The organism is Bordetella trematum, assembly GCF_900078335.1.
Lineage (GTDB): Bacteria > Pseudomonadota > Gammaproteobacteria > Burkholderiales > Burkholderiaceae_B > Bordetella > Bordetella trematum.
In genome coordinates this window covers 73,222-98,923 of record NZ_FKBR01000009.1, presented here as the reverse complement: position 1 = coordinate 98,923, position 25,702 = coordinate 73,222, and the positions used below count along the sequence as shown (strand labels likewise).

The following is a 25,702-nucleotide window of genomic DNA, read 5'->3' as shown; positions in this document are numbered from 1 at the left end:
TGTCATGCCGCGCTACGTCACACCCTTCGGGAATCTCAACGCGCTTAAGATTAATTCTCATTAAGTGTTAGAATTCGCCACCTTCGTGAACGCACCATGACCATCTCTTCGCAAGGCCAGCAGCGCGCCTACTGGCTCAAGACCCTGCATACCTGGCACTGGATCAGCTCGGCGCTCTGCCTGCTGGGCATGCTGCTGTTCGCCATCACCGGGCTGACCCTGAACAATGCCAGCCATATCGACAGCAAACCGCAGGTGGTCACCCGCCAGGCGCAGATGCCGGCGCCGGTGCTCAAGGCCCTGGCCGCAGCCCAAGGCGGGTCCGCGCTGCCCGGGCGCGCGCGTGACTGGCTGGCACGCGAACTCGACGTCGATGTCTCGCACGCCCGGCCGGAATGGTCGCCAGACGAAGTGTATGTCTCGCTGCCGCGCGCCGGCGGCGACGCCTGGCTGTCGATCGCCCTGGACAGCGGCGAGATCGAATACGAACGTACCGACCGGGGCTGGATCGCCTATCTGAACGACCTGCACAAAGGCCGCCACACGGGGCTGGCCTGGAGCTGGTTCCTCGACATTTTCGCCGTCGCCTGTCTGGTGTTTTCACTGACCGGCCTGGTGCTGCTGAAAATGCATGCCGGGCACCGCGCCGCCACCTGGCCCATGGTGGGCCTGGGGGTGGTGATCCCGGTCGTGCTGGCGCTGCTTTTCATCCATTGATTCTGTGCGGACCCGACCTGAAATGCGCAAACCCCTGCTTTCCCTCCTGCTTGCCTGCGCCATCCTGCGCACGGCGCAGTCTGCCGAGCTGAACGTCACGGTGGAGGTGCCCCGGCTGGACGTGGCCGAGTACCACCGGCCCTATGTCGCCATCTGGATCGAACGCGAAGACCAGAGCGCCGCCGGCGACCTGGCCGTCTGGTACGACGTGGCCATGAAGAACAACGAAGGCGCCCAGTGGCTCAAGGACATGCGCCAATGGTGGCGTCGCAGCGGGCGCAACCAGACCTTCCCGGTCGACGGGGTCAGCGGCGCGACGCGCCCGGTCGGCAAGCACTCGCTCAGCTTCTCCGACAAGCAAGGCGCCCTGGCCAGCCTCGAACCCGGCCAGTACGCCGTGGTGGTGGAGGCGGCACGCGAAGTCGGCGGCCGCGAGATGCTGCGCCTGCCCTTCAGCTGGCCGCCCCAAGGTCCGGCCCAGGACTCGACCCGGGGCCAGCACGAACTGGGCGAATTCGCCCTCCAGATCAAGCCCTGACATTCTGACGCGCTACGGAGATCCACAATGAAACGATATGCCCGGCTGGCCCTCGCCGCCATGCTCGCCCTGCCCCTGGCCGCCCAGGCCCATGACGTCTGGCTGCGCCCGTCCTCGACCGTGTTGTCCGGCACCGACGGCTGGATCACCGTCGACGGGGTGGTCAGCAACGACAAGTTCTACATTAACCACGCGCCGCTGCGCCTGGACAACCTCGTGATCGTGGCGCCGGACGGCGCCAAGGTAGAAGCCCAGAACGCCCATCGCGGCAAGCTGCGCAGCACCTTCGACGTGCAACTGACCCAGCCGGGCACCTATCGCATCGCCGTCGTCAACGATGGCGTGTTTGCGCGCTGGAAAGAAAACGGCCAGGCCAAGCGCTATTTCGGCGCGGCCGACGGCCTGGACAAGGCCGTCCCGGCACAGGCCCAGGATCTGAGCATCACCCAAAGCCTGGGCCGTGTGGAAACCTTCGTGACGGCCGGCAAGCCCAGCCCCATCGCTGCAACCGGGAAAGGGCTGGAGCTGCTTGCCGTAAGCCATCCGAATGATCTCTATTCCGATGAGCCGGCCACCTTCAAGATGACGGTCGACGGCAAGCCGGCCGCCGGCCTGGAAGTCAACATCGTGCCCGACGGCAGCCGCTACCGCGACCAGGTGGGCGAGATCGCCCTGAAAACCGATGCCCAGGGCCAGTTCGAGGTGAAGTGGCCGCAGCCAGGCCTGTACTGGATCGAGGCCAGCGCCGAGGACGACCTGGTCACGGCCCCCAAGGCCAGCAAGCGCCGCATGAGCTATGCCGGCACGCTGGAAGTGCTGCGCCCCTGAGCCCCTGCATGCAAGCGCACGGCGCCCCCCTGACGGCCACTCCACGCGCGGCGCCCGGCTATGGCGCCGCGCTGGCGCGTCCTGTGGCGCTGGCCGGCGCCACCATGGGAACGACCTGGTCGGCCCGGGCCAGTGCGCCCTGGGGGCTGTCGCAGCGCGTCTTGCAGCAGGCCCTGCAGGCTCCGCTGGATCGTGTGGTGGCCGAAATGAGCCATTGGGACAGCAGCTCCGCGCTGTCGCGCTTCAATGCTGCCCCCACAGGCTGGCACCCCTTGCCCCTTGCCTTGCTGCACGTACTGGATTACGCCCTGCGACTGGCCCGCGACACGCAGGGCGCCTGTGACCCGACGCTGGGCGAATGGGTGAATTTGTGGGGCTTCGGGCCACGGCGCGGGATTTCCGAGCCGCCTTCGGCAGCCCGGCTGGCCGATGCCGGCCAGCGCTGCGGCTGGCGACGATTGGCGCTGGACCGCTCGCGCGGCCTGGGCTGGCAACCCGGCGTACTGCAGCTCGATCTGTCCGCCATCGCCAAAGGATACGGCGTGGACTGCGCCGCCTGGGCGCTGGATGCGCTGGGCCTGCGGCACTATCTGGTGGAGGTCGGCGGCGAACTGCGGGCCCGGGGCCTGCGCCCCGACGGCCTGCCCTGGCGGGTGGCGATCGAGGTTCCCGACGCCAGCGGCGACCACGCTCTGAGCATCGCGCTGCAGGGGCAGTCCATCGCGACCTCGGGCGACTACCGGCGCTACGCCACGCACGGGGCGCGCCGCTATGGCCATACCCTGGACCCCCGCAGCGGCCTGCCCCTCGATAACGATCTGGCCTCGGTCACGGTAGTGCATCCGGACGGTTGCATGCAGGCCGACGCCCTGGCCACCGCACTCAATGTCATGGGCCACGAAGCGGGACTGGCCTATGCGCGCCAGCATCGCCTGGCTGCACTGTTCATCGTGCGCAGCGCCCACGGCCTGCGGTGCTCGCCCAGCCCGGCCTTTCTTGAACTGGACGTCGCCGGCCCATGATGCTGCGCTGGGGCGCGGCCGCGCTGCTGGTGGCCGCCTGGATACTGCTGAGCTGGCGCGCCTGGCGCCAGGCGCACGCCCGCCGCCGGCCGGTGGCCGACCCGGCCGGCTGGCTGGTGATCCATGCCAGTCAGTCGGGCCAGGCACAGGCCCTGGCCGAACAGAGCGCAACCGTACTGCAGGCCGCCGGCCAGCGGGCCCAGACGCTCTCGCTCAACCAGGCCGACGCCGCCCTGCTCGCGCGCGCCACGCATGCGCTCTTCATCGCCAGCACCTCAGGGGAAGGCGATGCTCCGGACGGCGCGGCGCATTTCGTGCAACGGGTGATGCCCGAGACACTCGCGCTCGGCGGCTTGCGCTATGCGCTGCTGGCGCTGGGCGACAGCAGCTACAAACACTTCTGCGGCTTTGGCCGCCAGCTCGACCAGTGGCTGATGACACAAGGTGCGCGACCGCTGGCCGAACGCATCGAGGCCGATCGCAGCGCGCCAACGGCCCTGCAGCGTTGGCAACGGACGCTGAGCGAACTCACCGGCGCCTCGCCCGCCGACTGGCAGCCACCCGCCTACACGGACTGGCGCCTGGCCGTGCGCCGGCTGCTCAATCCGGGCAGCGCCGGCGGTCCCTGCTATCTCATCGAACTGCGGCCCCTGAACACCGAGGCCCTTCAGTGGCAGGCTGGCGACATTGCCGAGATCGCGCCGCGCAGCACCCCGCAGGCAGACCTGCAGGCCCCGCGCGACTACTCCATCGCAAGCCTGCCGGCTGACGGCTGCGTCCAGCTGCTGGTGCGTCAACAGCGCAACGCCCGGGGCGAGCCGGGTCTGGGCAGCGGCTGGCTGACTGAACGCTGCCCAATCGATGGCAAGGTGGCGCTGCGCTTGCGCAGCAACCCCGGCTTTCATCTTCCGCCGGGGGACTTCCCGCTCGTACTGATCGGCAATGGCACGGGGCTGGCCGGCCTGCGCGCCTGGCTCAAGGCCCGCGCGGCGCGCGGCCACGGCCGCAACTGGCTGGTCTTCGGCGAACGCCATGCCGACCACGATGCGCTGCTGTGCGATGAGCTGCAGGACTGGCAGCGCCAGGGGCTGCTGCCGGAACTGGACCTGGTGTATTCGCGACAGGGCCAGGGCTATGTGCAGGACCGGCTGCGCCAGCGGGCCGCCCTGCTGCGCGAATGGGTCGGGGCCGGCGCGGTGATCGCGCTGTGCGGCAGCCTGCAGGGCATGGCCCGGGGGGTGGACCAGGCCCTCGAAGACATCCTGGGCGCACAGGGCCTGCAGACCCTGCGCGCCGATGGGCGAGTGCGCCGCGACGTGTACTGACACCGACGCGTCACGACGGCAGGCATGCGCCAGCCCACTTACTGCAGCTTGACGCCGCCCTGCTCGATCACGGTCTTCCAGCGGCCATGCTCGCGCTGGATCTGCTCGGCGAACTCGGCTGGCGAATTGCCCAGCGCAAAGGCGCCCGCATCTTCCATCTTGGCGGCGGTGGCAGGGTCGCGCACGGCCTCCATGAAGGCCTTGGCCAGCGTATCGCGGATTTCCGGCGGCAAGCCTGCCGGGCCCACCACGCCGTACCAGGCCGTGACGTCGTAGTCCTTGTAGCCCTGCTCGGCGAAAGTCGGCACATCCGGCAGGCGGGCATTGCGCTCGCTGCCGGTGATGGCCAACGGCCGCAGATGACCGCTCTTGACGTAGGGCAGCGAAGACGGGAAGTTGTCGAAGATCACCGGAACCACGCCCGACACGGTATCCGTCAGGGCCGGCGCGGAGCCTCGGTAGGAGATGCTGTCCATCTTGCCGCCGATCAGCTGCAGGAACCAGATCATGCCCAGGTCATTGATGCCGCCCGCGCCCGCGTTGGCATACCCGTACTTGTTGGGGTTGGCGCGCACCTGCTCCACGAAGCCGGCCAGTTCCTTGGCTTCGAAGGCCGGATTGACGGCCAGGATGTTGGGGCTGGTCACCAGGTTGCTGATGGGCGTGAAATCCTTGATCGGATCGTAGTTCAGCGTCGGATACAGATGCGGCGCGGTGCCATGGGTGGACACGGTGGCCAGGCCCACGGTGTAGCCATCGGGTTTGGCGCGTGCGGTCGCGCTCATGCCGATGGTGCCCGAGGCGCCGGTGCGGTTCTCGACCACCACCTGCTGGCCGAGGATCTCGCCGGCCTTGGCGGCCGCCACGCGGCCCACGATGTCGGTAGGCCCGCCTGCCGGGAAAGGCACGATGAGAGTGATGGGACGATCCGGGAAGGCGGCGTGCACGCTCAGCGCCACGGCACTGAGCGCGACGGCGGCAAGGGATTTGCGCAACATGGTTGTTGTCTCCTGTCAGGATTATTGAAAAGAACAGCTCAAGCCGAGCGCAGCACCCGCCCCGGACGGGCAGCAGCAGCATCGGGAAATACGCTGGCGCCATTGACCCAGACGCCCTCGATGCCGATCGACGGCAGCGTGGGCTGCTCCCAGGTGGCCTGATCGGCCACGCTGGCCGGATCGAACAGCACCAGATCGGCATGGGCCCCCACGCCAAGCCGGCCACGGTCTTGCAGGCCGTAGACGCGCGCGGGCAAGCTCGTCATGCGAGCGATGGCCGCCTCCAGCGTCATCAGACCGGCTTCGCGCACGAAACGGCCCAGCACGCGCGTGAAACTGCCCCACAGGCGCGGATGCGGATGCGCGTCATTGGGCAGGCCATCGGAGCCGACCATGCAGCCCGGATGCTGGAAGATGCGCTGCACCTCCGCCTCGTCCATGGCGAAATAGATGGCCCCGGCAGGCAGCAGGCGACGCGCCGCCGTGGTCTTGTCGCAACCCCACTCCCGGGCGATATCGTCCAGATCGCGCCCGCTGCATTCCGGATGCGGCTGCGACCACGTCACGCGGATGCGCTCGATCAGCTCGGCACGTTCGGGGATCAGGATGGTGGAGCTCCCCGGATAGGGGTACATGTCCAGGCCGACCTCCAGCCCATCGGCGCGCGCGCGGTCGATGTCGGCCAGGGTGTTGCGACTCTTGCCCCAGTTGGCCGGCATCATGCATTTGTGATGCGACAGCACCGTGGCGCAGCCACTGGCGCGGCCGATCTCTAGCACCTCGCGCACCGCCTGTTCGACCGCATCGCCTTCGTTGCGGATATGGCTGGTATGCAGCGCGCGGTGCCGGGCCGCCACGCGGGCCAGGCCCTGCAGTTCGGCAAGCCCGGCACGCCCGCCCGGTTCATAGGCCAAGCCGGTGCTGAACCCGACCGCGCCGGCGCGCAGCGATTCCTCCAGCAGGTTTTCCATGGCAGCCTGTTCCTGGGCGGTGGGCGCGGCCAGCGGGTCGTCCATGCAGGCCAGGCGCAGGTTGGCATGCCCGACCAGCGCGGCCACATTGATCATGGGACGCCGGCGCTCCAGCTCGGCCAGAAACGGCGCCATGCCCGCAAACAGCGGCGTCTCGCCCAGCAGCGCCAGGGCGGCTGCGGTGTTGCCCGGGCGCGGCGCCGGTGCGCCGCTCACGCCGCAGTTGCCCACGATCACCGTGGTGATGCCCTGACTGGTCTTCCAGCGCAGATCCGGCCTCTCGACGAACATCAGGTCGTCATGGCCATGCACGTCGATGAACCCCGGGGCCAGCACCCGCCCGCGGGCATCGATTTCCTGACGTGCCCGCAATCCGCCCAGCTCGCCGATCGCCACGATGCGGTCGCCCTGCACCGCCAGGTCGGCCCGGCGGCGTTCGCCGCCGCTGCCATCGATCAGTTCTGCGTTACGGAAAATAAGGTCGGTCATGTCAGGCAAGGGATGGCTCATTGTGTTCTGGCTGGCCGCGCCAGACCTTCCGGCGCGGTAAGCGCGCAGTATCGGTGCTGCGACCAATCTGGGAAAATTGTTTAAGTTGATCCATCTATCGGATTTTGTAATGAATCGCCTGCCCAAGCACGTCACGCTCAAACACCTCAACGCTTTCGTGGCCGTGGCCCAGGAAAACAGCTTCACACACGCGGCCAAACGCCTGTTCCAGACCCAGTCGTCGGTCACGACGCTGGTTCGCCAGCTGGAAACGGCGTTGGGCGCCACCCTGTTCGAGCGCACCAGCCGCCGGGTGCTGCTGACCCAGCTCGGCCACGATTTCCTGCCCCGGGTGCTGCGTCTGCTTGCCGATTTCGACGGCGCCATCGACGATGCGATCCGCTACGGCTCCATGCAGCGCGGCCGGGTGGCCGTGGCTGCGGCGCCCTCTGCCATCACCGAGATCATTGCGCCGGCGGCAGCCGCCTATGCCCGGCGCTATCCGGGCGTGCGCCTCTATCTGCGCGATGACAACTCCGGCCGCATCCAGCGCCAGGTCAGCGCCGGCGAAGTGGATTTCGGGCTGACCAGCCGCTGGGCCGATGCGCCGGGCCTGAACTTCGAACCCCTCATCGAGGATCGTTTCGGCGTGCTGTACCGCAGTGATGATGCCGAGCTGCGTCCGGGCAAGGACGGTTTCATGTCCTGGCGCAGCCTGGCCTCGCGCAAGCTGGTCGGCGTGGTCGACGAAACCGGCATCATGGCGCTGCTGCGCGCGCGCGCCGACCTGCCGATCGAAGCGGCCGCCCCGTTCTACGAGGCCTCCAGCACGACCTCGCAGGCAGCGCTGGTGCAGGCAGGCCTGGGCGTGGCGCTGCTGCCGGCGCTGGCTGCGCACCGCGTGATGCTGCCCGGTCTGGCCTTCACCATGCTGTCGCGGCCCACCATGTTGCGGGTGCTCTGCCTGCTGCACCCTCATGAACGCGCCCCCAGCCCGGCTGCTGCCGCCCTGATGCAGGAAATCCGCGAGCAGGTGCGCCATGGACAGCTGCCCGAGGGCTGCCGCCGCCTGTGAAACTGATCGCAAGCGCTGCCCGCCGGCCCCAACGACCTGCCCGGCAGAAAAAAACCGGCTCCTGGGAGCCGGTTTTTCTTTGCGGGAAAGCTGCTTACTGCAGCGTGCGGGTGAAGGTGAACTTGCCGTCGCGGAAGTCCACCGGCACCACATCGCGCGGCCCGAAGACGCCTTGCAGGATCAGCTTGGCGACCGGGTTCTCGATCTGCTGCTGGATGGCACGCTTGAGCGGGCGGGCGCCGAACACCGGGTCGAAACCGGCCCGGGCGATTTCCGCCAGTGCCGCATCGCTGACTTCCAGCGTCATTTCCTGCTGCTCCAGGCGGCTGGCCAGGCGCTTGAGCTGGATGCCGGCGATCGACTCGATGTGCTGGGCGTCCAGGGCATGGAACACCACGACCTCGTCGATACGGTTCAGGAATTCAGGCCGCAGCGTCTGCTTGAGCTCTTCCATCACCACATCCTTGATCACCTCGTAAGGCTTGCCCGTCATGCTCTGGATATGCTGCGAACCGAGGTTGGACGTCATCACGATGACCGTGTTGCGGAAGTCCACCGTACGGCCCTGCCCATCGGTCAGGCGGCCATCGTCAAGCACCTGCAGCAACACGTTGAAGACATCCGGGTGTGCCTTCTCGACCTCGTCGAGCAGCACCACGCTGTACGGTTTGCGACGCACCGCCTCGGTCAGGTAACCGCCCTCTTCGTAGCCCACATAGCCCGGAGGCGCGCCGATCAGGCGGGCCACCGAGTGCTTCTCCATGAACTCGCTCATGTCGATACGGATCAGATGCTCATCCGAGTCGAACAGGAAGTTGGCCAGCGCGCGAGTCAGCTCGGTCTTGCCCACGCCGGTCGGCCCCAGGAACAGGAAGGAACCATAGGGCTTGGACGGGTCGGCCAGGCCAGCGCGCGAACGGCGGATGGCGTCGGCCACCAGCGATACCGCCTCGTCCTGCCCGACCACGCGCTGATGCAGGGCATCTTCCATGTGCAGCAGTTTGTCGCGCTCGCCTTCCATCATCTTGGACACCGGGATCCCCGTGGCCCGCGAGACCACTTCAGCGATTTCCTCGGCGCCCACGTGCGTGCGCAACAGGCGCGGCTTGCCGGCGTCCGCGTCGGCGCGCTCGGCATCTTCCTCGGCCATGTCGGCCGCCTTCAGCCGCGCCTCGAGCTCGGGCAGCTTGCCATACTGAAGTTCGGCCAGCTTGTCGAACTGACCCTTGCGCTGCAGCTCGGCCATCTCGGCGCGCACGCGATCGATTTCTTCCTTGATGGATTGCGCGCCCTGCACGGCGGCTTTCTCGGCCTTCCAGATTTCCTCGTAATCGTTGTACTCCCGCTGCAGCCGCTCGAGTTCCTCCTCGATGGCAGCCAGACGGCGCTTGGAGGCGTCGTCGGTTTCCTTCTTGACGGCCTCGCGCTCGATCTTGAGCTGGATGATGCGGCGGTCGAGCTTGTCCATCACTTCCGGCTTGGAGTCGATCTCCATGCGGATGCGCGACGCGGCCTCGTCGATCAGGTCGATGGCCTTGTCCGGCAGGAAGCGATCGGTGATGTAACGGTGCGACAGTTCCGCCGCCGCCACGATGGCGGGGTCGGTGATGTCCACGCCGTGGTGGATCTCATAACGCTCCTGCAGCCCCCGCAGGATGGCGATGGTCGACTCGACATCGGGCTCGCCCACCAGCACTTTCTGGAAACGGCGCTCCAGCGCAGCATCCTTCTCGATGTACTTGCGGTATTCGTCCAACGTAGTCGCGCCGATGCAGTGCAACTCGCCGCGCGCCAATGCCGGCTTGAGCATGTTGCCGGCGTCCATCGCGCCCTCGGCCTTGCCGGCGCCGACCATGGTGTGCAACTCGTCGATGAACACGATGTTCTGGCCATCATCCTGCGACAGTTCCTTGAGCACAGCCTTCAGGCGCTCTTCGAATTCACCGCGGAACTTCGCCCCTGCCAGCAGCCCGGCCAGGTCGAGCGAAAGCACGCGCTTGCCGCGCAGGGTCTCGGGAACCTCGTCGTTGACGATACGCTGGGCCAGTCCCTCGACGATGGCCGTCTTGCCCACACCGGGCTCGCCGATCAGCACGGGGTTGTTCTTGGTGCGGCGCTGCAGGATCTGGATGGTGCGGCGGATCTCGTCGTCACGCCCGATCACCGGGTCCAGCTTGCCCTCGCGGGCGCGCTCGGTGAGGTCCAGCGTGTACTTGGAAAGCGCTTCGCGGTTGGACTCGCCGTCGGCCTCGGAGACTTTCTCGCCCCCGCGCACCGCGTCGATGGCGGCTTCGAGGGCTTTTTTCTGCAGCCCGGCGTCGCGCAGCGCGCGGCCGGCCTCGCCTTTGTCGTCGGCCAGCGCCAGCAGGAACAATTCGCTGGCGATGAACGTATCGCCCCGGCGCGCGGCCTCTTTGTCGGTGCGGGTGAAGACAGACTGCAGGTCGCGGCTGACCTGGACGTTGTCGTCGCCGGAGACTTGCGGCAAGGCGCGCAGCGCCGTCTCCAGCGCAGGCTGCAGACGGTTGACGGCCACGCCGGCGCGCGCCAGCAGGCTGCCGGTGCCGCTGTCGGCATCGCTCAGCAGCGCCGCCAGCACGTGGACCGGTTCGATATAAGGGTTGTCGTTGCGGGCGGCCAGACTCTGAGCGTCGGCCAGCGCCTGCTGAAATTTCGTAGTCAGTTTGTCGAATCGCATAATGGTCGGTTGGCAGTTGAAGAGCCACGCCAGACAGCAGAGTCAGCCGGCTCGATGACCTAAATGTGCGGCCAAACAGGGACATTTCAAGAGCTGCTTGACACACACCCTGAAAATCGACTTGCAGCGCGCCGCATTGACTTGCGCGACGCCTCCCGAGCATAGAACGTTTTCCGCTGCTCCGGGGCCTGGACCCGGCCGCCGCCGTGCCGCCCGGGCGCGTTTCGCGCCGGGGGACTACAATGTAACGATATAAATAACAACTAAGCCGCGCCAGTTACCAGAGCCGGCATCTTCCCACGAGGTTACGAATGCAAAAGCGGGTTCCCATTGCGCCTGACGCCGCCCATTGCTCCAGCTGCATGCTTGGTCATGTCTGCATCCCGGTTGGCATGGCTGCCTCCGAAGTGGAGAAACTGGACGATCTCGTCAAGGAACGCGTGCGGGTCGAAAAGGGCAAAACCCTTTACGAGCTGGACTCGCCCCTGGATGCGGTCTATGGCCTGCGCTACGGTTCGCTCAAGACACAACTGGAAGACGCCACCGGGCAATTCCAGATCACCGGTTTTCACCTGCCCGGCGAAATCGTCGGCCTGGATGGCATCCTGGAGTCGCGCCATATCTCCAATGCGGTGGCGCTGGAAGACTCCGAGGTATGCGTCATCCGGCTGGCCGAAATCGACCGGGTGTCCGCACACCTGCCCAGCCTGCAGCAGCAGTTCCGCCGTCTCATGAGCCGCGAGATCGGCCGCTCGCACCAGATGCTGGCCACGCTCGGCTCGATGCGCTCGGAGCAGCGCCTGGCCGCCTTCCTGCTGAATCTGTCGCAGCGTTACACCACACTGGGCTATTCCTCGACCGAGTTCGTGCTGCGCATGAGCCGGGAGGAAATCGGCAACTACCTGGGCCTGACCCTGGAGACCGTCAGCCGGCTGTTTTCGCGCTTCGGACGCGAAGGGCTGATCCGCATCAACCAACGTGAAGTGCGTCTGCAGGACGTGGCCGGCCTGCGGCAGCTGCTGGGCCACGAGCACTGTTGAACCCGGCATGGCGATGCGCCGCCTCAGTATCGCCTGGCTGGCCGCCGCCCTGAGCACAGCCAGCCATGCAGGCCATGACCCCTATCACCCGCCGGTGCCGGCCAAGGTGCCGGCCGCCCCGGCCTGGCAGGCGCTGACACTGGGCGCAGCCGCCGCCTACCCGTTTCCCGTCTATGCCAACCGGGCGCTGGATGCCGGTTCCCTGCACGAGATCCGCCGTCTGGTGATCGTGGTGCATGGCGTCAAGCGTGACGCCGCCGGCGCCTACCTGGCTGCCCAGGCGCTGCTGACGGCCAACCCTGCGCGCCGCGACGATACCCTGATCGTCGCGCCCAAGTTTCCCAGCGCCGTGGACATCGGGTTCGGCGCCATGCCGGCCTGGCGTCGCAACAGCTGGGAAGATGGCGAACCCAGCCTGCAGGCCCGCGGCCGCCCGGCCCCGATCGGTTCGATGCAGGTGCTCGATGACCTGCTGCACGCACTGACGGATCCGCAACGCCTGCCTTCGCTGCAGCACGTCGTGCTGGCCGGCCACTCGGCCGGCGGCCAGCTGGTGCAGCGTTATGCGGTGCTGAACCATGCCGAGCCGGCCCTGCGCCGCCAGGGGCTGACGCTGCAGTACGTCGTGGCCAACCCGTCTTCCTATCTGTATCTGTCGGCCGACCGGCCACGCACGGACGGCAAGGGTTTCGCCCCCTACGAGCGCGGCATCTGCCCTACCTATAACCAATACAAGTACGGCCTGGATGCCCTGCCGGCCTATCTTCCGGCAGTGGATCGCAGCCGCCTGGCTGCGCGCTACATGGCGCGTCATGTCGTGTACCTGCTGGGCGGCGCCGACAACAACCCCGAACACCAGTTCCTGGACAAGAGCTGCGGCGCCGAAGCCCAGGGCGCCACGCGCTGGGCGCGCGGCCTGGGCTTCTGGCGTCAGGAGCAATGGCGTGCCAGCCGCCAGCCCGCCTGGCCGGCGCAGCGCCACCGCGCCGAAGAAGTGGTGGATGTCGGCCACGTGGTGGCAAGCATGTACGCCTCGACCTGCGGCGCGCGCGCGCTGCTGGGCAGCGACAGCATGCCGCTGCCGGACGGCGCGCCCTGCCGGCCGATCCCGGCGCGCTGACGCTGCTGCCTCAGGCCGCCTGCCAGTCCAGCGACCAGTCACCTGCCATGACGTTCTGCAGCCACAGCAGGCAGGTCAGCGTCTTGGCATCGGTTACGGCGCCTGCGCGGCTGGCCTGCAGCAGTTCCGGCAGGCTGGCGCTGTGCACATCGAGGAACTCATCCTCGTCGAGCTGGCGCTCGCCGGCGCGCAAGCCACGGGCGAAAAAGATGTGGATGATCTCGGTCGAATAAGCGATGGCCAGGTGCAAGGCCCCCGCCTTGGCCCACTCGGCCGCGGTATAGCCGGTCTCCTCGAACAATTCCCGCTTGGCACAGGCCAGCGGATCTTCGCCCGGATCCAGTTTGCCGGCCGGGAACTCGGTCATCACCTGGCCGATGGGATAACGGAACTGGCGTTCCAGCAGGACGCGGCCATCGTCGAGCAAGGGCAACACCACCACGGCGCCCGGATGCACCACGTACTCGCGCGAAGCCTCGCGCCCGTTGGGCAGGCGCACCATATCGCGCCTGACTTTGAGAAAACGGCCGTCATAGACCAGTTCGCCGCTTTCCTGGCGCTCGAACAAGTGCGACTCTTGAGAATCGATAGGCATAGGAAACAGTCACGCTACGGAAACTGCGCCGGCCCATCCGGCGCGCGCAGTGACTGTACCACCCGCGTGTCCCGTCTCAGGACTTGAACAGCAGGCTGATGCCCAATAACGCCAGGGCAATAAAGAACCCATGCTTGAAGGCCCGCTCGCTGATGCGCCGGCGCAGCGCCTGGCCGATCCCCATGCCGACCATCGCCGGCAGCAGGGCCACCAGCGACGCGCCGGCCTGCATGACGCCCAGCTCACCGTCATAGATCAGGCCGCCGGCCATGGCCAGGGTGGACACCATGAAGGCGATGCCCATGCCTTGCACCAGGGCATGGCGGTCCAGCTGCAGCGCCTGAAGGTAAGGCACCGAAGGCAACACGAATACGCCGGTGACCGCGGTGATCATCCCGGTCAGCAGCCCGCAGACCCCGCCCAGACGACCTTCGATCCGCGGCGGCACCCGCAACACCATGGGCGACAGGCCCAGGGCCGCATAGCAGATCAGCGCGCCGCCCAGCACATTGGCCGCGCCCACCGCGCTGACACCGGCGAACACCACCACCCCGGCCGCGTTGCCCACGCAAACCCCCACCAGCAGCGGCGCGAGCCGCCGCGTCAGGCTCACGAACTGCCCGCCCGCCGACATCTGCCAGATGTTGGTGATGACCGCCGGCACCACCAGAAGCGCGGCCGCCTGAGGCGCCGGCATGGCCATGCTGAGCAACCCCACCGCCACCGTCGGCATGCCCAGGCCGATACAGCCCTTGACGAAGCCGGCCAGCAAGAAAGCGCCCAGGATCGCCAGCGACACCAACCAGCCTGCGTGTGAGAAGAAGTCTGTGAATATCTGCATGATGGCGCCATCATGCGTCCCAGGGCGCTCCTTGAAAATGCGGAATACACTGACCCAGCCTTCGTTTTTGACAGAGCCTGCGCATGCACTTCGATCTGACCGACCTGAAGCTTTTCCTGCATATCTGCGAACGGGGGAGCATCACCGCCGGCGCGGCGGCCAGCCACCTGGCGCTGCCCTCGGCCAGCGCCAGGCTGCGCGGCATGGAGGCCTCGCTGGGCACGCCGCTCTTTAACCGCAAGCGGCGCGGCGTCACGCTCACGCCGGCCGGGCTGGCTCTCACCCACCATGCCCGGCTGCTTCTGCAGCAGGTGGCCCACATGCAGGAAGACCTGGGCGAATATGCGCTGGGTTTCAAGGGTCGCATCCGCCTGCTGTGCAACACCGCCGCGATCGCGGAGTTCCTGCCCGACCCCTTGGCGGCCTTCCTGAATGCCCACCCCAATGTGGACGTCGACATCCAGGAGCAATTGAGCCATCGCATCGTCCCCGCTCTGGCGCAAGGCGCGGCCGACGTCGGCATCGTCTCCGATGCCGTGGACCTGAGCGGCATGGACGCCCTGCCGTTCCGACCCGACAAGCTGGAGCTGATCGCGCCGGCCGGCCATGCGCTGGCGCAGCGCACCTCGCTGCGGTTCGCCGAGACGCTGGACTACGATTACATCGCGCTGGAGGCCAGCAGTGCGCTGTCGGGCTATCTGGATGATCAGGCCGCGCGGGCCGGCCGGCAGATGCGCATCCGGGTGCGCATGCGTGCATTTTCCGCCATCGCGCGCATGGTCGAGCATGGGCTGGGCGTAGCGGTCATCCCGCAATCCAGCGCGCGCCGCCTGCGTTTAGGCCCACGCGTGTGCCGCCTGCCGCTGAGCGACCCCTGGGCTGACCGGCGGCTGATGCTGTGCGTGCGCGACCTGGCTGCCGCACCCGGCTACGTGCAGGCTCTCGTGCAGGCCCTGCGCGCCTAGCCGGGCGGCTTGCCGCCGGCCATCTGGCGCAGCGGCGCCAGCAGTTCACGCAGGCCGTTGTGATCCAGCTCGTGCATCAGCGCAAGCAGCCGGCCGATTTCCCCCTTGGGGAATCCGTTGCGCGCAAACCAGGTCAGGTAGTGTCCGGGCAGGTCGGCAATGCGTCGGCCCTGGTACTTGCCGAAAGGCATTTCGCGCTCGACCAGCCGCATCAGAAGTTCAGGATCCACCGCCCGCCTCCACCCTGCCTCATTGCGCCATTTCGCGGCGCTGCTGCAATTCGCTCAGGCAGGCCTGCACACCGGCGGTGCGCTGCTGATTGGACACCGCCGCACGGTCAGACACCGCACGACAACGCTGGTACTCGGCAATGCTCTCGGGCGTGTCCCGCAACGGCGCTGCGGCCGCAGGCGCCGGCTCGACCGTCATGCGCAGGGTCGACGGTGGCGACCAATGCGAGGAATGCGGGGGCTGCGACCCGGGAAAGTCGGTCTGCGCAGACGCGGTCTGCGCCTGCGCGCCCGCCGCAAAACACAGGGCCGCCAGCAACGCGGCACGGGAAATGAACGTCATGATGCCTCCTGGCAGATGGCCCCGGACCGTCCGGCGCGCTGGCTGCCCAAGCGCGTATCCTACTGCGGGCCTGATCCATACAGGCCAGCGCAACAGAAAACCTCACCTCGTGTTACGTTTCCGAATACGATCCGCCCCCCCTTCCCGCTAAGGTTGCGGAGCGTATTCCTTCACCCACGGAGATCCCATGTTCAAAGTTCTCGCCCCGCTCGCCATGACCGTACTCCTGGGCGCGTGCTCGGCCCCCTCGAACACGGTGCCGGCTCCCCCGCCCGACATGCACACCTCGCGCACCTCGGTCGACTGGGCCGGCAGCTACGCCGGCACCCTGCCCTGCGCGGACTGCCCCGGCATCCGCATCAAGCTCACGCTCAACAGCAATGAAACGTATGAGCAAAGCACGCTCTACGAGGACCGTCAGGCCAAGCCGGAGGTCACGCGCGGCAATTTCCGCTGGCTGCCCGACAACGGCTCCATCTTCCTCGAAGGCGAAGAGACCCGCTGGCGCGTGGGCGAAAACCAGTTGACGATGCTCGACCAGGAAGGCCAGGTCATCACCGGCGCCCTGGCCGACTTCTACGTGCTAAAGCGCGTCGCGCCCTGACCTGACAAGCAGCTCAGGCAGCCGCTTCGGGATGGCGCTCCAGCCAGGCTTTCAGCGCCTCCCGATACTCTCCCATGGCCTCGTCGTACATATCGTAGACACAGGGGATGCAGCCGCTCTGGCAGCATTCGTTCGGGCCCGGCGCCTGCGGCGCCTGGGGCCGGGGGTCATCCGGATAGTCGGCCTGGGACATCAGAAAATCCTGCAACAGATGAAAGACGGCGGCATTGTCCCGCAAATGCGCCGCATTCCCTAATCCCTGCCCCAGGCCGGGAAAGCGGGCGCGGGCACCTCTGCGTTTTGACGATGTCAGACAAATACCCTAGAATTTCCACTTGCGCTGCGGCACTTTTGCCTGGCGGCGCGCTATAGAGATCCCTCACACCATGCCGTTTTCGCACCACCCGCCTGTCAGCACGCTGCGCTCCCGCGCCGCGCTGACCTGCGTGCGAACGGTGTCTCCTGTCCACGCAACGGTGCTTGCCATCGTCGCCGCAGTCTCGCCCCCGCAAGTCGTGGTCGCTGCGGTCGTCGCTCAGCACTGAGTCTGCGGCGCCGCTGCGCGCTGCCTGCCTTTCCCCCGTAACGAACGTATTCGCGCCACCGGCGCGCTGCGGGGGACGTTTGCGTCTTTCGACAGGATTTTTCATGTCTATTCATCTACGCTCGTGCCGCGCCCATGGCGCCACGACGCTGTTCGTGCTGCTCTGGAGCAGCGGAGCCATCACCTCCAAACTGGCCTTGCTGTATGCCTCGCCCTTTGCCTTTCTGTTGCTGCGCATGGGCCTGGCCTTCCTCGTATTGGCCGCGCTGGCGACCGCCCGGCGCCGCTGGCTGCCAGCGCCGGGCACGCGCCTGCTGACCGCGCTCATCGGCCTGACGCTGCTGGGCGGCTATACGGTCTGCTATCTGCTGGCGCTGGAACATGGCGTGGCCCCAGGCGTACTGGCCACCATTCTGGGCATTCAGCCTTTGCTCACCTTGCTGGCCGTGCATCGCCACCTGTCGCCACGCAGGCTGGCCGGACTGCTGCTGGCCCTGGGCGGGCTGATGCTGGTGGTGTGGCAGGGCCTGCATCTGCAGGGGCTGGGCTGGCTGGGCATCGCTTTCGCCCTGACCTCGCTTGCCTGCATCACGCTGGGTGCGTTGCTGCAGAAGAAAGTGACCCAGGCGCCCTTGGACGTGCTGCCGCTGCAATACGCCGTCGGTCTGCTGCTGTGCCTGGCGCTGGCGCCGACACAAGCGCTGGCCTTCACGTTCAATGCGGCCTCGCTGGGCCTGCTGCTATGGCTGGGCCTGGGGATCTCGGTCGGGGCAACGCTACTGTTCTACCGTCTCATTCAGGGCGGCGATCTGGTCAACGTGACCAGTCTCTTCTACCTTGTACCGGTCGGCACCGCCTTGCTGGACTACCTGCTGCTCGGCCAGGCGCTCAGCGGCCTGGCTGTGGCGGGCATGGCGGCGATTCTTGGCGGCCTGGCCCTCGTGACGCAGGGATCCCCCCGCTGAAAACCCCCGATAGCGGGCTGGAGGCCTGGCCTGCCGCCCGCTATACTGGAATCAACTCGAGGCACCGGCATTTCCACCGCGTCCGCTCGGGCGCGGTCACTCACCACGGAGGTCCCTTGTATGTTCCCTGAGTATCGCGAGCAGATTTCCCGTCTCAAGACCGACAACGCGCATTTTGCGCGGCTGTTCGACAAGCACAACGATCTTGATCAGCGCATCCTCAACATGGAAGCCGGCCGCGAAGCCGCCAGCCCCATCGAGATCGAAAAGCTCAAGAAAGAAAAGCTCCACCTGAAGGATCAGCTCTACGCCATCCTCAAATCCACTGGCTGACCCCTCCCCTGCCGGGCCGGTCTGTCACTGGCCCGCCCCCTCCTGCTGCCTGCGGGTAGGCAGAACCTCCGCCTTGTCCTAGTATCTGGCCCCTGATTAAGCCGTTCCTGAAGGACAAGCATGCACCCCCTGAAAGTTGGTATCGCCGGTTTCGGCGCAATCGGCAGCGCCGTGGCACAGGCCCTGGACCGCGGCCTGCCCGGCCTGGAACTGGCGGCCATTGCCGTGCGCGATCCGCAGCGCTACCAGGATCGGACATGGCAAGGCCCGCGCCCCCTGTTCACGACCCTGGGAGCATTGGCCGCGCATTGCGACATCGTGGTCGAGGCCGCCCCCGCCCAGGTCTTTCGCGAGGTGGCCGAACCGACGCTGCGCGCCGGCAAAAAGCTGCTGGTCCTGAGCGCCGGGGCGCTGCTGCGCAACGAAGACCTGATCGGGGTGGCCCAGGCGCATGGCGGCCAGATCCTTGTCGCATCGGGCGCCATCCTGGGGCTCGATGCCATCACGGCAGCCGCCCAGGGCGAGATCCATTCGGTCACCATGATCACCCGCAAGCCGCCGCGCGGCCTGAGCGGCGCGCCCTACCTGGAGCAGCACCGGATCGACGTGAACGCCATCACCGGGCCCACGCTGATCTTCCGGGGCTCTCCGCGCGAAGCCGCCGAGGGGTTCCCGGCCAACCTGAACGTTGCCGTGAGCGTCGCGCTGGCCGGCATCGGTCCGGACCGCAGCACCCTGGAAATCTGGGCCGACCCGGGCGTGACGCGCAACGTGCACCGCGTCGAAGTGGAGTCCGACTCGGCCAGCTTCGCCATGGAGATCCGCAACATCCCTTCGGAAAATCCCAAGACCGGCCGCATCACCGCACTGAGCGCCATCGCCGCGCTGCGCAAACTCACCGCCCCCCTGCGCGTGGGGACGTGAGCGGCGCACGAGGCTACATCCAACAACAATTGAAAAAATCGGATACGCTTCGCTTGTTGGGGGTCCGGCCCCAGGCTCTACAGCGGCGCGTCCCGCGCCGCAGCCGCCAACCGACATTCCGGAGTCCTGTGCATGCTCGCTGGCAACTACGATCCGACCTTGGTGCTGACCTCGCTGGGGGTGGCCATCCTGGCCTCCTACACCGCACTGGGCATGGCAAGCCGGGTCAACGCCGCAAGCGGGCTTGCCGCCCGCCTGTGGCTGCTGGGCGGCGCCTGTGCCATGGGTCTGGGCATCTGGTCCATGCATTTCGTCGGCATGCTGGCCTTCAGCCTGCCCATCGTGCTGGGCTACGACCCGGCGCTCACCCTGCTGTCACTGCTGATCGCCATCGCCTGCTCGGCCTTCGCGCTCTGGGTCGTCACGCGCGCCGCGCTGCCACGCCTGCATCTGGCCGGGGCCGCGCTGCTCATGGGCTGCGGCATCGCCGCCATGCACTACATCGGCATGGAAGCCATGCGCATGCATCCAGCCATCGACTATGCGCCCGGCTTGTTTGCGCTGTCGGTGGTCGTGGCCGTGCTGGCCTCGGGTGCGGCGCTCTGGATGGCCCATGCACTGCGCCACAACCGTCCGGGCGCGGCCGGCTACCGCAGCGGCGCGGCCGTGGTGATGGGGCTGGCCATCGTGGGCATGCACTACACCGGCATGGCGGCTGCGCGCTTTGCCGACGGCAGCACCTGCCTGGCAGCGCTGCATGGCATCAGCGCCGGCTGGCTGGCCATCGGCGTGACCGCCGTCACGCTATGCGTGCTGGCCATCGCCCTGGTGGTCGCGGTGCTGGACAGCCGCCTGGAAGCACGGACCTCGGCCCTGACCACATCGCTGGCGCGCGCCAACCAGGAGCTGCTGCACCTCGCGCTGCATGACCCACTGACCAACCTTCCCAACCGCGCCCTGCTCGATGAGCGCCTGAATCAGGCCATCTCGCGGGGCCAGGCACAGGGCACGGGCTTTGCCGTGTTGTTCATCGACCTGGACGGCTTCAAGGCGGTCAACGACGCCTTCGGCCACCAGAGCGGCGACGCCCTGCTGCGCGAACTGGCGCGCCGCATCCGTGAGCGCGTCCTTGAGGCCCACGACACGGTGGCGCGCCTGGGCGGCGACGAGTTCATCGTGCTGGCCCGGGTCATCGAGCCGGCCGATGCGGCAGACCTGGCCGAACGCCTGATCGACGCACTCTCCGAAGAAGCCCTCATCGAAGGCCATCCGCTGGCCGTCACGGCCAGCGTGGGCATCGCGATGTATCCCCAGGACGGGCGTGACGCCCATACCCTGCTGACCCACGCCGATGCCGCCATGTACCACGCCAAACGCCAGGGCAGCCAACGCCGTTTCAGCTACTTCGAGCCGGCCATGAACGAAGATGCGCGCGAGCAGCTGCAACTGCTGCAGGATCTGCGCCAGGCGCGTGCACGCGGCGAACTGGTGCTGCACTACCAGCCCAAGTTCCTGGCCTGCGGCCCCATCACCGGAGCCGAAGCCTTGCTGCGCTGGAATCACCCCCGGCGCGGCCTGCTCGCCCCGGCCGAGTTCATCCCCATTGCCGAACGCACCGGCCTGATCTTCTCCATCGGCGAGTGGGTGCTGGACGAAGCCTGCCGCCAGATGCGGCTGTGGCGGGACATCGGGCACACCGACTGGACCATGGCGGTGAACCTGTCGGCCACGCAGTTTTCCCAACCGGGCCTCATCGACATCATCCGCGACACCCTGGAACGCCACCTGCTGCCGGCCAGTTGCCTGGCGATCGAAATTACCGAAAGCACCGCCATGCGCGATGCCGAAGCCAGCCTGACCGTGCTGCGCGACCTGGCCGCGCTGGGCGTTTCCATCTCGATCGACGATTTCGGCACCGGCTACTCCAGCCTGCTGTATCTCAAGCGCCTGCCGGCCAACGAACTCAAGATAGACCGGGGCTTCATCCAGCAGCTCGAACACGACAAGGAAGACGCCGCCATCGTCTCGGCCATCATTGCTCTGGGCCAGCGGCTCAACCTGAAGATCGTGGCCGAAGGCGTGGAGACGGTCGCCCAGCAGGATTTCCTGACTCATCTGGGCTGCAACTCGTTGCAAGGCTTCCTGCTGGGCCGTCCGCTGCCCGCCCAGGACTTCCTGCGCGCCGACTTTCTGCAAGCCAGCGCCTCCTGAGCGCCGGGCCGGCGCTTGCCGCCCGCGGCGCGATCCGCTACAAGAATGAACGCCGCCGCTTCGGGCGGCGCTTTCATCTTTCTGCTCCCGGAAGACACCTGCCATCATGCCCCTGCGCCCCGATATCGATTTTCAACAGTTGCTTTCCCGCAGCCTGCTGGATCTGATCATCCGGGTCAGCCTGATCGGCGGCCTGGCCTACTGGTGCTATCGCGTGGCCGAACCCTTCATCGGCCTGTTGCTGTGGTCCATCATCCTGGCCGTGACGCTGGCGCCCACCCATCGCCACCTGACCCGCTGGCTGGGCGGACGGCCCAAGCTCTCCGCTTTGCTGCTGGTGCTGCTGATGCTGTTGGCCTTCATCGTGCCCGGTGTGCTGCTGGCCCGCTCACTGATCGAAACCCTGCCGCACTTGCTGAGCCATGGCGAAGGCCCGCCACTGCTGCGCATCCCCGACCCGCCGGCCTTTGTGTCGGAACTGCCGCTGGTGGGCACCCGGCTGCATCAGGCCTGGTTGCTTGCCACCCAGAACCTGGAGGCGGCCCTCAAACCCCTGCAGCCCATGCTGACCGGCGCGGCCGGCTGGCTCTTCAACAGCGTCACCACTGCGGGCATGGAGTTCATGGTCTTTCTGGCTGCCATCGCCATTGCCGGGCTGGTGCTGATCTACGGTCACTCCAGCAAGAGGATGGCCGATGCCATTGCCGGGCGCATCGCCGGGCCGCAACGCGGCCACGAAATGGTTGACCTGATGATGTCCACGGTGCGCGCGGTGGCCCAGGGCGTGATCGGCGTGGCGCTGATCCAGGCGGCGCTGGGCGGGCTGGGCATGCTGGTGGTCGGCGTGCCCGGCGCCGGCATCCTGGCGGTGATCGCGGTCATCGTGTGCATCATCCAGCTGCCCATCCTGATCGTGCTGGTGCCGGCCGCCATTTACGTCTTTCTGCACAACAGCACGCCGATCGGCGTGGTCTTTGCCATCTGGTGCGCGATGGTGGGCCTGCTGGACAACGTGCTCAAGCCCCTGATGCTGGCGCGCGGCATGAGCATCCCGATGCCGATCATTCTGATCGGCGCCCTGGGCGGCATGCTGGCCGCCGGCCTGGTGGGGTTGTTCCTGGGGCCGGTCGGCTTTGCGCTGGGCTACGTGCTGTTCGTGCAGTGGATCAAGGACCCGATGGTGCGCGACGAGGTCACGTCTTCAAACGATACCCCGTCTTGAAGATCCAGCGTATCGTCAACAGGCAGGCCACCATGAAGGCCAGCGTCATGCCCACGCTCACGGCAACGTTTACGTCGGCCACGCCGAAGAAGCTCCAGCGGAATCCGCTCACCAGGTAGACCACCGGGTTGAACAGCATCACGGTCTGCCAGAACGGGGGCAGCATCTGGATGGAGTAGAAGGTGCCGCCCAGGAAGGTCAGGGGCGTGATCACCATCAGCGGGATGATCTGCAGCTTCTCGAAGCCGTCGGCCCAGATACCGATGATGAAACCGAACAGGCTGAACGTCACGGCCGTGAACACCAGAAATGCCAGCATCCAGACCGGGTGCTGGATTTCATAGGCCACGAACAGCCTGGCGGTCACCAGCATGATCAGGCCCAGCAGGATCGATTTGCTGGCCGCCGCCCCCACGTAGCCGATCACGATTTCGGCATACGAGATCGGCGCGGAGTGGATCTCGTAGATCGTGCCCGAGAAGCGCGGCATGTAGATGCCGAAGGAGGCGTTGGCCACGCTCTGGGTCAGCAGCGCGAGCATGATCATGCCGGGCACGATGAAAGCGCCATAGCTCACGCCGTCGATCTGCACCATGTGCGATCCGATGGCCGAGCCGAATACCACGAAATACAGCGAAGTCGAGATGACCGGCGAGGCCACGCTCTGCATCAGCGTGCGCCGCATGCGGGCCATTTCGAACAGAAAGATGGCGCGGATGGCGTACCAGTTCATGATTGCGTGCTCACCAGGCTGACAAAAATCTCCTCCAGCGTGCTTTCGGAGGACTGCAGGTCGTGGAAACCGATGCCCAGGGCGTCGAGCTCGCGCAGCAGCGGCTGCACGGTCTCGCCGCCGGCCAAGGCCTCGTAGGTATAGCTCAGCTGGCGGCCTTCATCGTCGAGCGACAGTTCGTAGCCGGCCAGCGAAGCCGGCAGCGCGGCCAGCGGCGCGTTCAGCGACAACGTGAGCTGTTTCTTGCCCAGCTTGCGCATGAGCGTCTGCGTCTGTTCGACCAGAATGATCTCGCCCTTGCGGATCACACCCACCCGGTCCGCCATCTCCTGGGCCTCCTCGATGTAGTGCGTGGTGAGAATGATGGTCACGCCCTGCTCGCGCAGGCGTCTCACCATATCCCACATGCCCCGGCGCAGTTCCACATCGACGCCCGCCGTCGGTTCGTCAAGAAACAGGATGCGCGGCTCGTGCGACAGCGCCTTGGCGATCATGACGCGCCGCTTCATGCCGCCGGAGAGCGCCATGATGCGGCTGTCTTTCTTGTCCCAGAGCGAGAGCTCGCGCAGGATCTGCTCGACCAGCGCCGGATTGGCCGGCTTGCCGAACAGCCCGCGGCTGAAATTGACGGTGCTCCAGACGGTTTCAAAGGCGTCGGTCGTGAGCTCCTGCGGCACCAGCCCGATGCTGCGGCGCGCGGCGCGGTAATCGCGCACGATGTCATGCCCGTCGGCCTGCACGCTGCCGCTGCTGGCGTTGACGATGCCGCAGATGATGCTGATCAGCGTGGTCTTGCCCGCCCCGTTGGGGCCCAGCAGCGCGAAGATCTCGCCGCGTCGGATTTCCAGGTTGATGTTCTTGAGGGCCTGATGGCCCGATGCGTAGACCTTGGACAGGTTCTGGACGCTGATGACGCTTTCGCCGTGCACGGCCACCTCGCTATATCCATGCGGCGCTTGGCGCCGGGTCAAACAACTACGATAACGCCAATTCCGTCCGCGACGCTCGACAACTGTTGTCATCGGCTCCAGACAATATCGGGGCGGCCCCGGGCCGCCCCGCGACATATCAGGGCGCGCCCTGGGCCAGCACCTGGCAGATCGCAGCGGTCAGCTGAGCCAGCTCATCGGGTGTGATCGTGAAGGCCGGCGTCAGGTAGACGATACGCCCGAAAGGCCGCACCCACACCCCTGCCTCGACCAGGCGCCGCTTGAGCGCGACCAGATCGACGATGGCCGGCAACTCGACTGCGCCGATCGCCCCCATCACGCGCACATCGGTCACCCAGGGCAGGGTTGCGCAGGGGGCCAGGCCCTGACGCAGGCCGGCTTCGATGGCCTGCACCTGCGCCAGCCGGGGCTCGCGCTCGAACAGGTCCAGCGAAGCGTTGGCCGCCGCGCAGGCCAAGGCATTGCCCATGAAGGTCGGGCCATGCATCAGGGCATGCCCCGCTTGTTCGGACAGGAAGCCCTCGAAGATGCGCTCGCTGGCGACCGTGGCCGCCAGCGGCAGCGTCCCGCCGGTCAAGGCCTTGGACAGCGTGATGATGTCAGGCCGCACGCCGGCCTGCTCGAAGGCGAACATCGTGCCGGTGCGCCCGAAGCCGGTGAAGATCTCATCGAAGATCAGCAGCAGATCGAACTCATCGGCCAGCGCACGCAAGTCGCGCAGCACCTGCGGCTCGTGCATCAGCATGCCGCCGGCGCCTTGCACCAGCGGTTCGAGCACGATGCCTGCCAGGCCCGCGGCCTCGCGCTCCAGGCAGGCGCGCAAGGCCTTGAGACTGGCCTCGTCGCGCGGCAGATCGGCCTGTACATGCTCGATCAGCATGCCCCGGAAGGCGCTGTGCATGCCCTCCTCGGGATCGCAGACGGCCATGGTGCCGAAGGTGTCGCCATGGTAGCCGCCCCGGAAGGACAGGAAGCGACGACGCTCGGCGCGCCCCTGGTTCATCCAGAACTGCAGGGCCATCTTCATAGCGACCTCGACCGCCACCGATCCCGAGTCGGTATAAAACACCCGGTCCAGGCCCGGCCCCAGGCAGTCGGCCAGACGCTGCGCCAGCCTGAGCGCAGGCTCGTGCACCATGCCACCGAACATGACATGGGGCATGGCCTGCAACTGGGCGGCCACCGCCTGGGCAATATGCGGGTGGTTGTAGCCGTGGCAGGCCGTCCACCAGGACGCCACCCCGTCGATCAGGCTGCGGCCATCCGCCAGGGTCAGGCGCGAGCCTTCGGAACGGACCACGGCCAAAGGCGGCGCAGCCGTCTGCATCTGGGTATAGGGCAGCCAGATATGCGGATAACCCTGGCTCATCCAGTCGGGAACACTCATGCGGACTCCTGCTAAGGCGGGCCCGGATCGGGCA

At 67.0% G+C, this 25,702-nt stretch carries 26 protein-coding genes; 15 read left to right on the top strand and 11 right to left on the bottom strand.

Going from position 1 to position 25,702, the window contains the following annotated elements:
• Positions 1 to 96: 96 nt before the first annotated feature.
• The 5 genes from A7V84_RS03180 to A7V84_RS03160 are packed head-to-tail and all read left to right on the top strand — an operon-like array spanning position 97 to position 4,430.
• Positions 97 to 717: a PepSY-associated TM helix domain-containing protein gene (locus A7V84_RS03180; protein ID WP_063492494.1), complete on the top strand. Its 621-nt coding sequence runs from the start codon at positions 97 to 99 to the stop codon at positions 715 to 717.
• A gap of 22 nt (positions 718 to 739) precedes the next feature.
• Positions 740 to 1,255 (top strand): DUF2271 domain-containing protein, encoded by a 516-nt coding sequence (locus A7V84_RS03175; protein ID WP_025512665.1) that lies wholly within the window; start codon positions 740 to 742, stop codon positions 1,253 to 1,255.
• Positions 1,256 to 1,282: 27 nt separating this feature from the next.
• Positions 1,283 to 2,083 carry a DUF4198 domain-containing protein gene (locus A7V84_RS03170; protein ID WP_025512666.1) on the top strand — a complete coding sequence of 267 codons (801 nt, stop codon included), beginning with the start codon at positions 1,283 to 1,285 and terminating at the stop codon, positions 2,081 to 2,083.
• 8 nt (positions 2,084 to 2,091) lie between these two features.
• Positions 2,092 to 3,105, top strand: a complete 1,014-nt coding sequence (locus A7V84_RS03165; RefSeq protein ID WP_063492495.1) for an FAD:protein FMN transferase — start codon at positions 2,092 to 2,094, stop codon at positions 3,103 to 3,105.
• Positions 3,102 to 4,430, top strand: coding sequence for a sulfite reductase subunit alpha (locus A7V84_RS03160; protein WP_063492496.1), 1,329 nt, complete (start codon positions 3,102 to 3,104; stop codon positions 4,428 to 4,430). The genes A7V84_RS03165 and A7V84_RS03160 overlap by 4 nt, the downstream gene beginning before the upstream one ends.
• Positions 4,431 to 4,468: 38 nt before the next feature.
• On the opposite strand, the gene A7V84_RS03155 is transcribed toward A7V84_RS03160, so the two are convergent.
• Positions 4,469 to 5,428 (bottom strand): tripartite tricarboxylate transporter substrate binding protein BugE, encoded by a 960-nt coding sequence (locus A7V84_RS03155; protein ID WP_033534482.1) that lies wholly within the window; start codon positions 5,426 to 5,428, stop codon positions 4,469 to 4,471.
• Between the two features lie 38 nt (positions 5,429 to 5,466).
• A complete protein-coding gene (locus A7V84_RS03150; protein ID WP_025512670.1) occupies positions 5,467 to 6,909 on the bottom strand; it encodes an N-acyl-D-amino-acid deacylase family protein in 1,443 nt (480 codons plus the stop codon).
• Positions 6,910 to 7,018: 109 nt separating this feature from the next.
• Here A7V84_RS03150 and A7V84_RS03145 point away from each other — a divergent pair, with 109 nt between their 5' ends.
• Positions 7,019 to 7,963: a LysR family transcriptional regulator gene (locus tag A7V84_RS03145; protein ID WP_025512671.1), complete on the top strand. Its 945-nt coding sequence runs from the start codon at positions 7,019 to 7,021 to the stop codon at positions 7,961 to 7,963.
• Between the two features lie 94 nt (positions 7,964 to 8,057).
• Here the strand turns inward: A7V84_RS03145 and clpB are convergent, their stop codons facing one another.
• Entirely contained in the window at positions 8,058 to 10,661 is a 2,604-nt protein-coding gene (clpB, locus tag A7V84_RS03140; protein ID WP_025512672.1) for an ATP-dependent chaperone ClpB, read from the bottom strand.
• Between the two features lie 311 nt (positions 10,662 to 10,972).
• On the opposite strand from clpB, the gene A7V84_RS03135 reads away from it, so the two are divergent.
• Positions 10,973 to 11,701: a helix-turn-helix domain-containing protein gene (locus tag A7V84_RS03135; protein WP_025512673.1), complete on the top strand. Its 729-nt coding sequence runs from the start codon at positions 10,973 to 10,975 to the stop codon at positions 11,699 to 11,701.
• Between the two features lie 7 nt (positions 11,702 to 11,708).
• On the top strand, positions 11,709 to 12,821 hold the full coding sequence (locus A7V84_RS03130) for a hypothetical protein (protein WP_063492497.1): 1,113 nt from the start codon (positions 11,709 to 11,711) through the stop codon (positions 12,819 to 12,821).
• A gap of 10 nt (positions 12,822 to 12,831) precedes the next feature.
• Here the strand turns inward: A7V84_RS03130 and A7V84_RS03125 are convergent, their stop codons facing one another.
• A complete protein-coding gene (locus A7V84_RS03125; RefSeq protein ID WP_025512675.1) occupies positions 12,832 to 13,416 on the bottom strand; it encodes an NUDIX domain-containing protein in 585 nt (194 codons plus the stop codon).
• Between the two features lie 76 nt (positions 13,417 to 13,492).
• Positions 13,493 to 14,257 carry a sulfite exporter TauE/SafE family protein gene (locus A7V84_RS03120; protein ID WP_025512676.1) on the bottom strand — a complete coding sequence of 255 codons (765 nt, stop codon included), beginning with the start codon at positions 14,255 to 14,257 and terminating at the stop codon, positions 13,493 to 13,495.
• Between the two features lie 83 nt (positions 14,258 to 14,340).
• Here A7V84_RS03120 and A7V84_RS03115 point away from each other — a divergent pair, with 83 nt between their 5' ends.
• Positions 14,341 to 15,222 carry a LysR family transcriptional regulator gene (locus A7V84_RS03115; protein ID WP_025512677.1) on the top strand — a complete coding sequence of 294 codons (882 nt, stop codon included), beginning with the start codon at positions 14,341 to 14,343 and terminating at the stop codon, positions 15,220 to 15,222.
• Here the strand turns inward: A7V84_RS03115 and A7V84_RS03110 are convergent.
• Both A7V84_RS03110 and A7V84_RS03105 read right to left on the bottom strand, forming a co-directional pair.
• On the bottom strand, positions 15,219 to 15,452 hold the full coding sequence (locus A7V84_RS03110) for a DUF3820 family protein (protein ID WP_025512678.1): 234 nt from the start codon (positions 15,450 to 15,452) through the stop codon (positions 15,219 to 15,221). The two genes, A7V84_RS03115 and A7V84_RS03110, sit on opposite strands and share 4 nt — an antisense overlap.
• Before the next feature lie 19 nt (positions 15,453 to 15,471).
• Positions 15,472 to 15,795, bottom strand: coding sequence for a hypothetical protein (locus A7V84_RS03105; RefSeq protein WP_063492498.1), 324 nt, complete (start codon positions 15,793 to 15,795; stop codon positions 15,472 to 15,474).
• A 187-nt stretch (positions 15,796 to 15,982) separates the two neighbouring features.
• Here A7V84_RS03105 and A7V84_RS03100 point away from each other — a divergent pair, with 187 nt between their 5' ends.
• Positions 15,983 to 16,399 (top strand): copper resistance protein NlpE, encoded by a 417-nt coding sequence (locus A7V84_RS03100; protein ID WP_033534484.1) that lies wholly within the window; start codon positions 15,983 to 15,985, stop codon positions 16,397 to 16,399.
• A gap of 13 nt (positions 16,400 to 16,412) precedes the next feature.
• Here the strand turns inward: A7V84_RS03100 and A7V84_RS03095 are convergent, their stop codons facing one another.
• Positions 16,413 to 16,592 carry an oxidoreductase-like domain-containing protein gene (locus tag A7V84_RS03095; protein WP_025512681.1) on the bottom strand — a complete coding sequence of 60 codons (180 nt, stop codon included), beginning with the start codon at positions 16,590 to 16,592 and terminating at the stop codon, positions 16,413 to 16,415.
• Positions 16,593 to 17,047: 455 nt separating this feature from the next.
• Between A7V84_RS03095 and A7V84_RS03090 the strand changes: the two genes are divergently transcribed.
• The 5 genes from A7V84_RS03090 (at position 17,048) to A7V84_RS03070 (ending at position 22,598) form a co-directional block, all read left to right on the top strand.
• Positions 17,048 to 17,908 carry a DMT family transporter gene (locus A7V84_RS03090; protein ID WP_063492499.1) on the top strand — a complete coding sequence of 287 codons (861 nt, stop codon included), beginning with the start codon at positions 17,048 to 17,050 and terminating at the stop codon, positions 17,906 to 17,908.
• A 120-nt stretch (positions 17,909 to 18,028) separates the two neighbouring features.
• The gene (locus A7V84_RS03085) at positions 18,029 to 18,241 is read left to right on the top strand and encodes a YdcH family protein (RefSeq protein ID WP_025512683.1); all 213 of its coding nucleotides are present in this window, start codon (positions 18,029 to 18,031) and stop codon (positions 18,239 to 18,241) included.
• Positions 18,242 to 18,361: 120 nt separating this feature from the next.
• Positions 18,362 to 19,165: an aspartate dehydrogenase gene (locus A7V84_RS03080; protein WP_033534485.1), complete on the top strand. Its 804-nt coding sequence runs from the start codon at positions 18,362 to 18,364 to the stop codon at positions 19,163 to 19,165.
• A gap of 132 nt (positions 19,166 to 19,297) precedes the next feature.
• Entirely contained in the window at positions 19,298 to 21,376 is a 2,079-nt protein-coding gene (locus A7V84_RS03075; protein ID WP_025512685.1) for a putative bifunctional diguanylate cyclase/phosphodiesterase, read from the top strand.
• A 106-nt stretch (positions 21,377 to 21,482) separates the two neighbouring features.
• A complete protein-coding gene (locus tag A7V84_RS03070) occupies positions 21,483 to 22,598 on the top strand; it encodes an AI-2E family transporter (protein WP_025512686.1) in 1,116 nt (371 codons plus the stop codon).
• Here A7V84_RS03070 and A7V84_RS03065 read toward each other — a convergent pair.
• The 3 genes from A7V84_RS03065 to A7V84_RS03055 form a co-directional block, all read right to left on the bottom strand.
• Positions 22,570 to 23,331: an ABC transporter permease gene (locus A7V84_RS03065; protein ID WP_025512687.1), complete on the bottom strand. Its 762-nt coding sequence runs from the start codon at positions 23,329 to 23,331 to the stop codon at positions 22,570 to 22,572. The genes A7V84_RS03070 and A7V84_RS03065 overlap by 29 nt on opposite strands.
• Positions 23,328 to 24,260: an ABC transporter ATP-binding protein gene (locus A7V84_RS03060; RefSeq protein WP_025512688.1), complete on the bottom strand. Its 933-nt coding sequence runs from the start codon at positions 24,258 to 24,260 to the stop codon at positions 23,328 to 23,330. Before A7V84_RS03060 ends, A7V84_RS03065 begins: the two co-directional genes overlap by 4 nt.
• Positions 24,261 to 24,399: 139 nt before the next feature.
• Positions 24,400 to 25,668, bottom strand: coding sequence for an adenosylmethionine--8-amino-7-oxononanoate transaminase (locus tag A7V84_RS03055; RefSeq protein ID WP_063492500.1), 1,269 nt, complete (start codon positions 25,666 to 25,668; stop codon positions 24,400 to 24,402).
• Positions 25,669 to 25,702 lie beyond the last annotated feature (34 nt).

Excerpts from the sequence above, each read along its gene's own strand:
- A7V84_RS03100 (WP_033534484.1), top strand. The coding sequence starts at position 15,983 with ATGTTCAAAGTTCTCGCCCCGCTCGCCATGACCGTACTCCTGGGCGCG.
- A7V84_RS03160 (WP_063492496.1), top strand. The coding sequence starts at position 3,102 with ATGATGCTGCGCTGGGGCGCGGCCGCGCTGCTGGTGGCCGCCTGGATA.
- A7V84_RS03075 (WP_025512685.1), top strand. The coding sequence starts at position 19,298 with ATGCTCGCTGGCAACTACGATCCGACCTTGGTGCTGACCTCGCTGGGG.
- A7V84_RS03135 (WP_025512673.1), top strand. The coding sequence starts at position 10,973 with ATGCAAAAGCGGGTTCCCATTGCGCCTGACGCCGCCCATTGCTCCAGC.
- A7V84_RS03090 (WP_063492499.1), top strand. The coding sequence starts at position 17,048 with ATGTCTATTCATCTACGCTCGTGCCGCGCCCATGGCGCCACGACGCTG.
- A7V84_RS03105 (WP_063492498.1), bottom strand. The coding sequence starts at position 15,795 with ATGACGTTCATTTCCCGTGCCGCGTTGCTGGCGGCCCTGTGTTTTGCG.
- clpB (WP_025512672.1), bottom strand. The coding sequence starts at position 10,661 with ATGCGATTCGACAAACTGACTACGAAATTTCAGCAGGCGCTGGCCGAC.
- A7V84_RS03165 (WP_063492495.1), top strand. The coding sequence starts at position 2,092 with ATGCAAGCGCACGGCGCCCCCCTGACGGCCACTCCACGCGCGGCGCCC.
- A7V84_RS03120 (WP_025512676.1), bottom strand. The coding sequence starts at position 14,257 with ATGCAGATATTCACAGACTTCTTCTCACACGCAGGCTGGTTGGTGTCG.
- A7V84_RS03095 (WP_025512681.1), bottom strand. The coding sequence starts at position 16,592 with ATGTCCCAGGCCGACTATCCGGATGACCCCCGGCCCCAGGCGCCGCAG.
- A7V84_RS03065 (WP_025512687.1), bottom strand. The coding sequence starts at position 23,331 with ATGAACTGGTACGCCATCCGCGCCATCTTTCTGTTCGAAATGGCCCGC.
- A7V84_RS03125 (WP_025512675.1), bottom strand. The coding sequence starts at position 13,416 with ATGCCTATCGATTCTCAAGAGTCGCACTTGTTCGAGCGCCAGGAAAGC.
- A7V84_RS03085 (WP_025512683.1), top strand. The coding sequence starts at position 18,029 with ATGTTCCCTGAGTATCGCGAGCAGATTTCCCGTCTCAAGACCGACAAC.
- A7V84_RS03115 (WP_025512677.1), top strand. The coding sequence starts at position 14,341 with ATGCACTTCGATCTGACCGACCTGAAGCTTTTCCTGCATATCTGCGAA.
- A7V84_RS03155 (WP_033534482.1), bottom strand. The coding sequence starts at position 5,428 with ATGTTGCGCAAATCCCTTGCCGCCGTCGCGCTCAGTGCCGTGGCGCTG.
- A7V84_RS03180 (WP_063492494.1), top strand. The coding sequence starts at position 97 with ATGACCATCTCTTCGCAAGGCCAGCAGCGCGCCTACTGGCTCAAGACC.
- A7V84_RS03070 (WP_025512686.1), top strand. The coding sequence starts at position 21,483 with ATGCCCCTGCGCCCCGATATCGATTTTCAACAGTTGCTTTCCCGCAGC.
- A7V84_RS03055 (WP_063492500.1), bottom strand. The coding sequence starts at position 25,668 with ATGAGTGTTCCCGACTGGATGAGCCAGGGTTATCCGCATATCTGGCTG.
- A7V84_RS03170 (WP_025512666.1), top strand. The coding sequence starts at position 1,283 with ATGAAACGATATGCCCGGCTGGCCCTCGCCGCCATGCTCGCCCTGCCC.
- A7V84_RS03130 (WP_063492497.1), top strand. The coding sequence starts at position 11,709 with ATGGCGATGCGCCGCCTCAGTATCGCCTGGCTGGCCGCCGCCCTGAGC.
- A7V84_RS03080 (WP_033534485.1), top strand. The coding sequence starts at position 18,362 with ATGCACCCCCTGAAAGTTGGTATCGCCGGTTTCGGCGCAATCGGCAGC.
- A7V84_RS03175 (WP_025512665.1), top strand. The coding sequence starts at position 740 with ATGCGCAAACCCCTGCTTTCCCTCCTGCTTGCCTGCGCCATCCTGCGC.
- A7V84_RS03150 (WP_025512670.1), bottom strand. The coding sequence starts at position 6,909 with ATGAGCCATCCCTTGCCTGACATGACCGACCTTATTTTCCGTAACGCA.
- A7V84_RS03145 (WP_025512671.1), top strand. The coding sequence starts at position 7,019 with ATGAATCGCCTGCCCAAGCACGTCACGCTCAAACACCTCAACGCTTTC.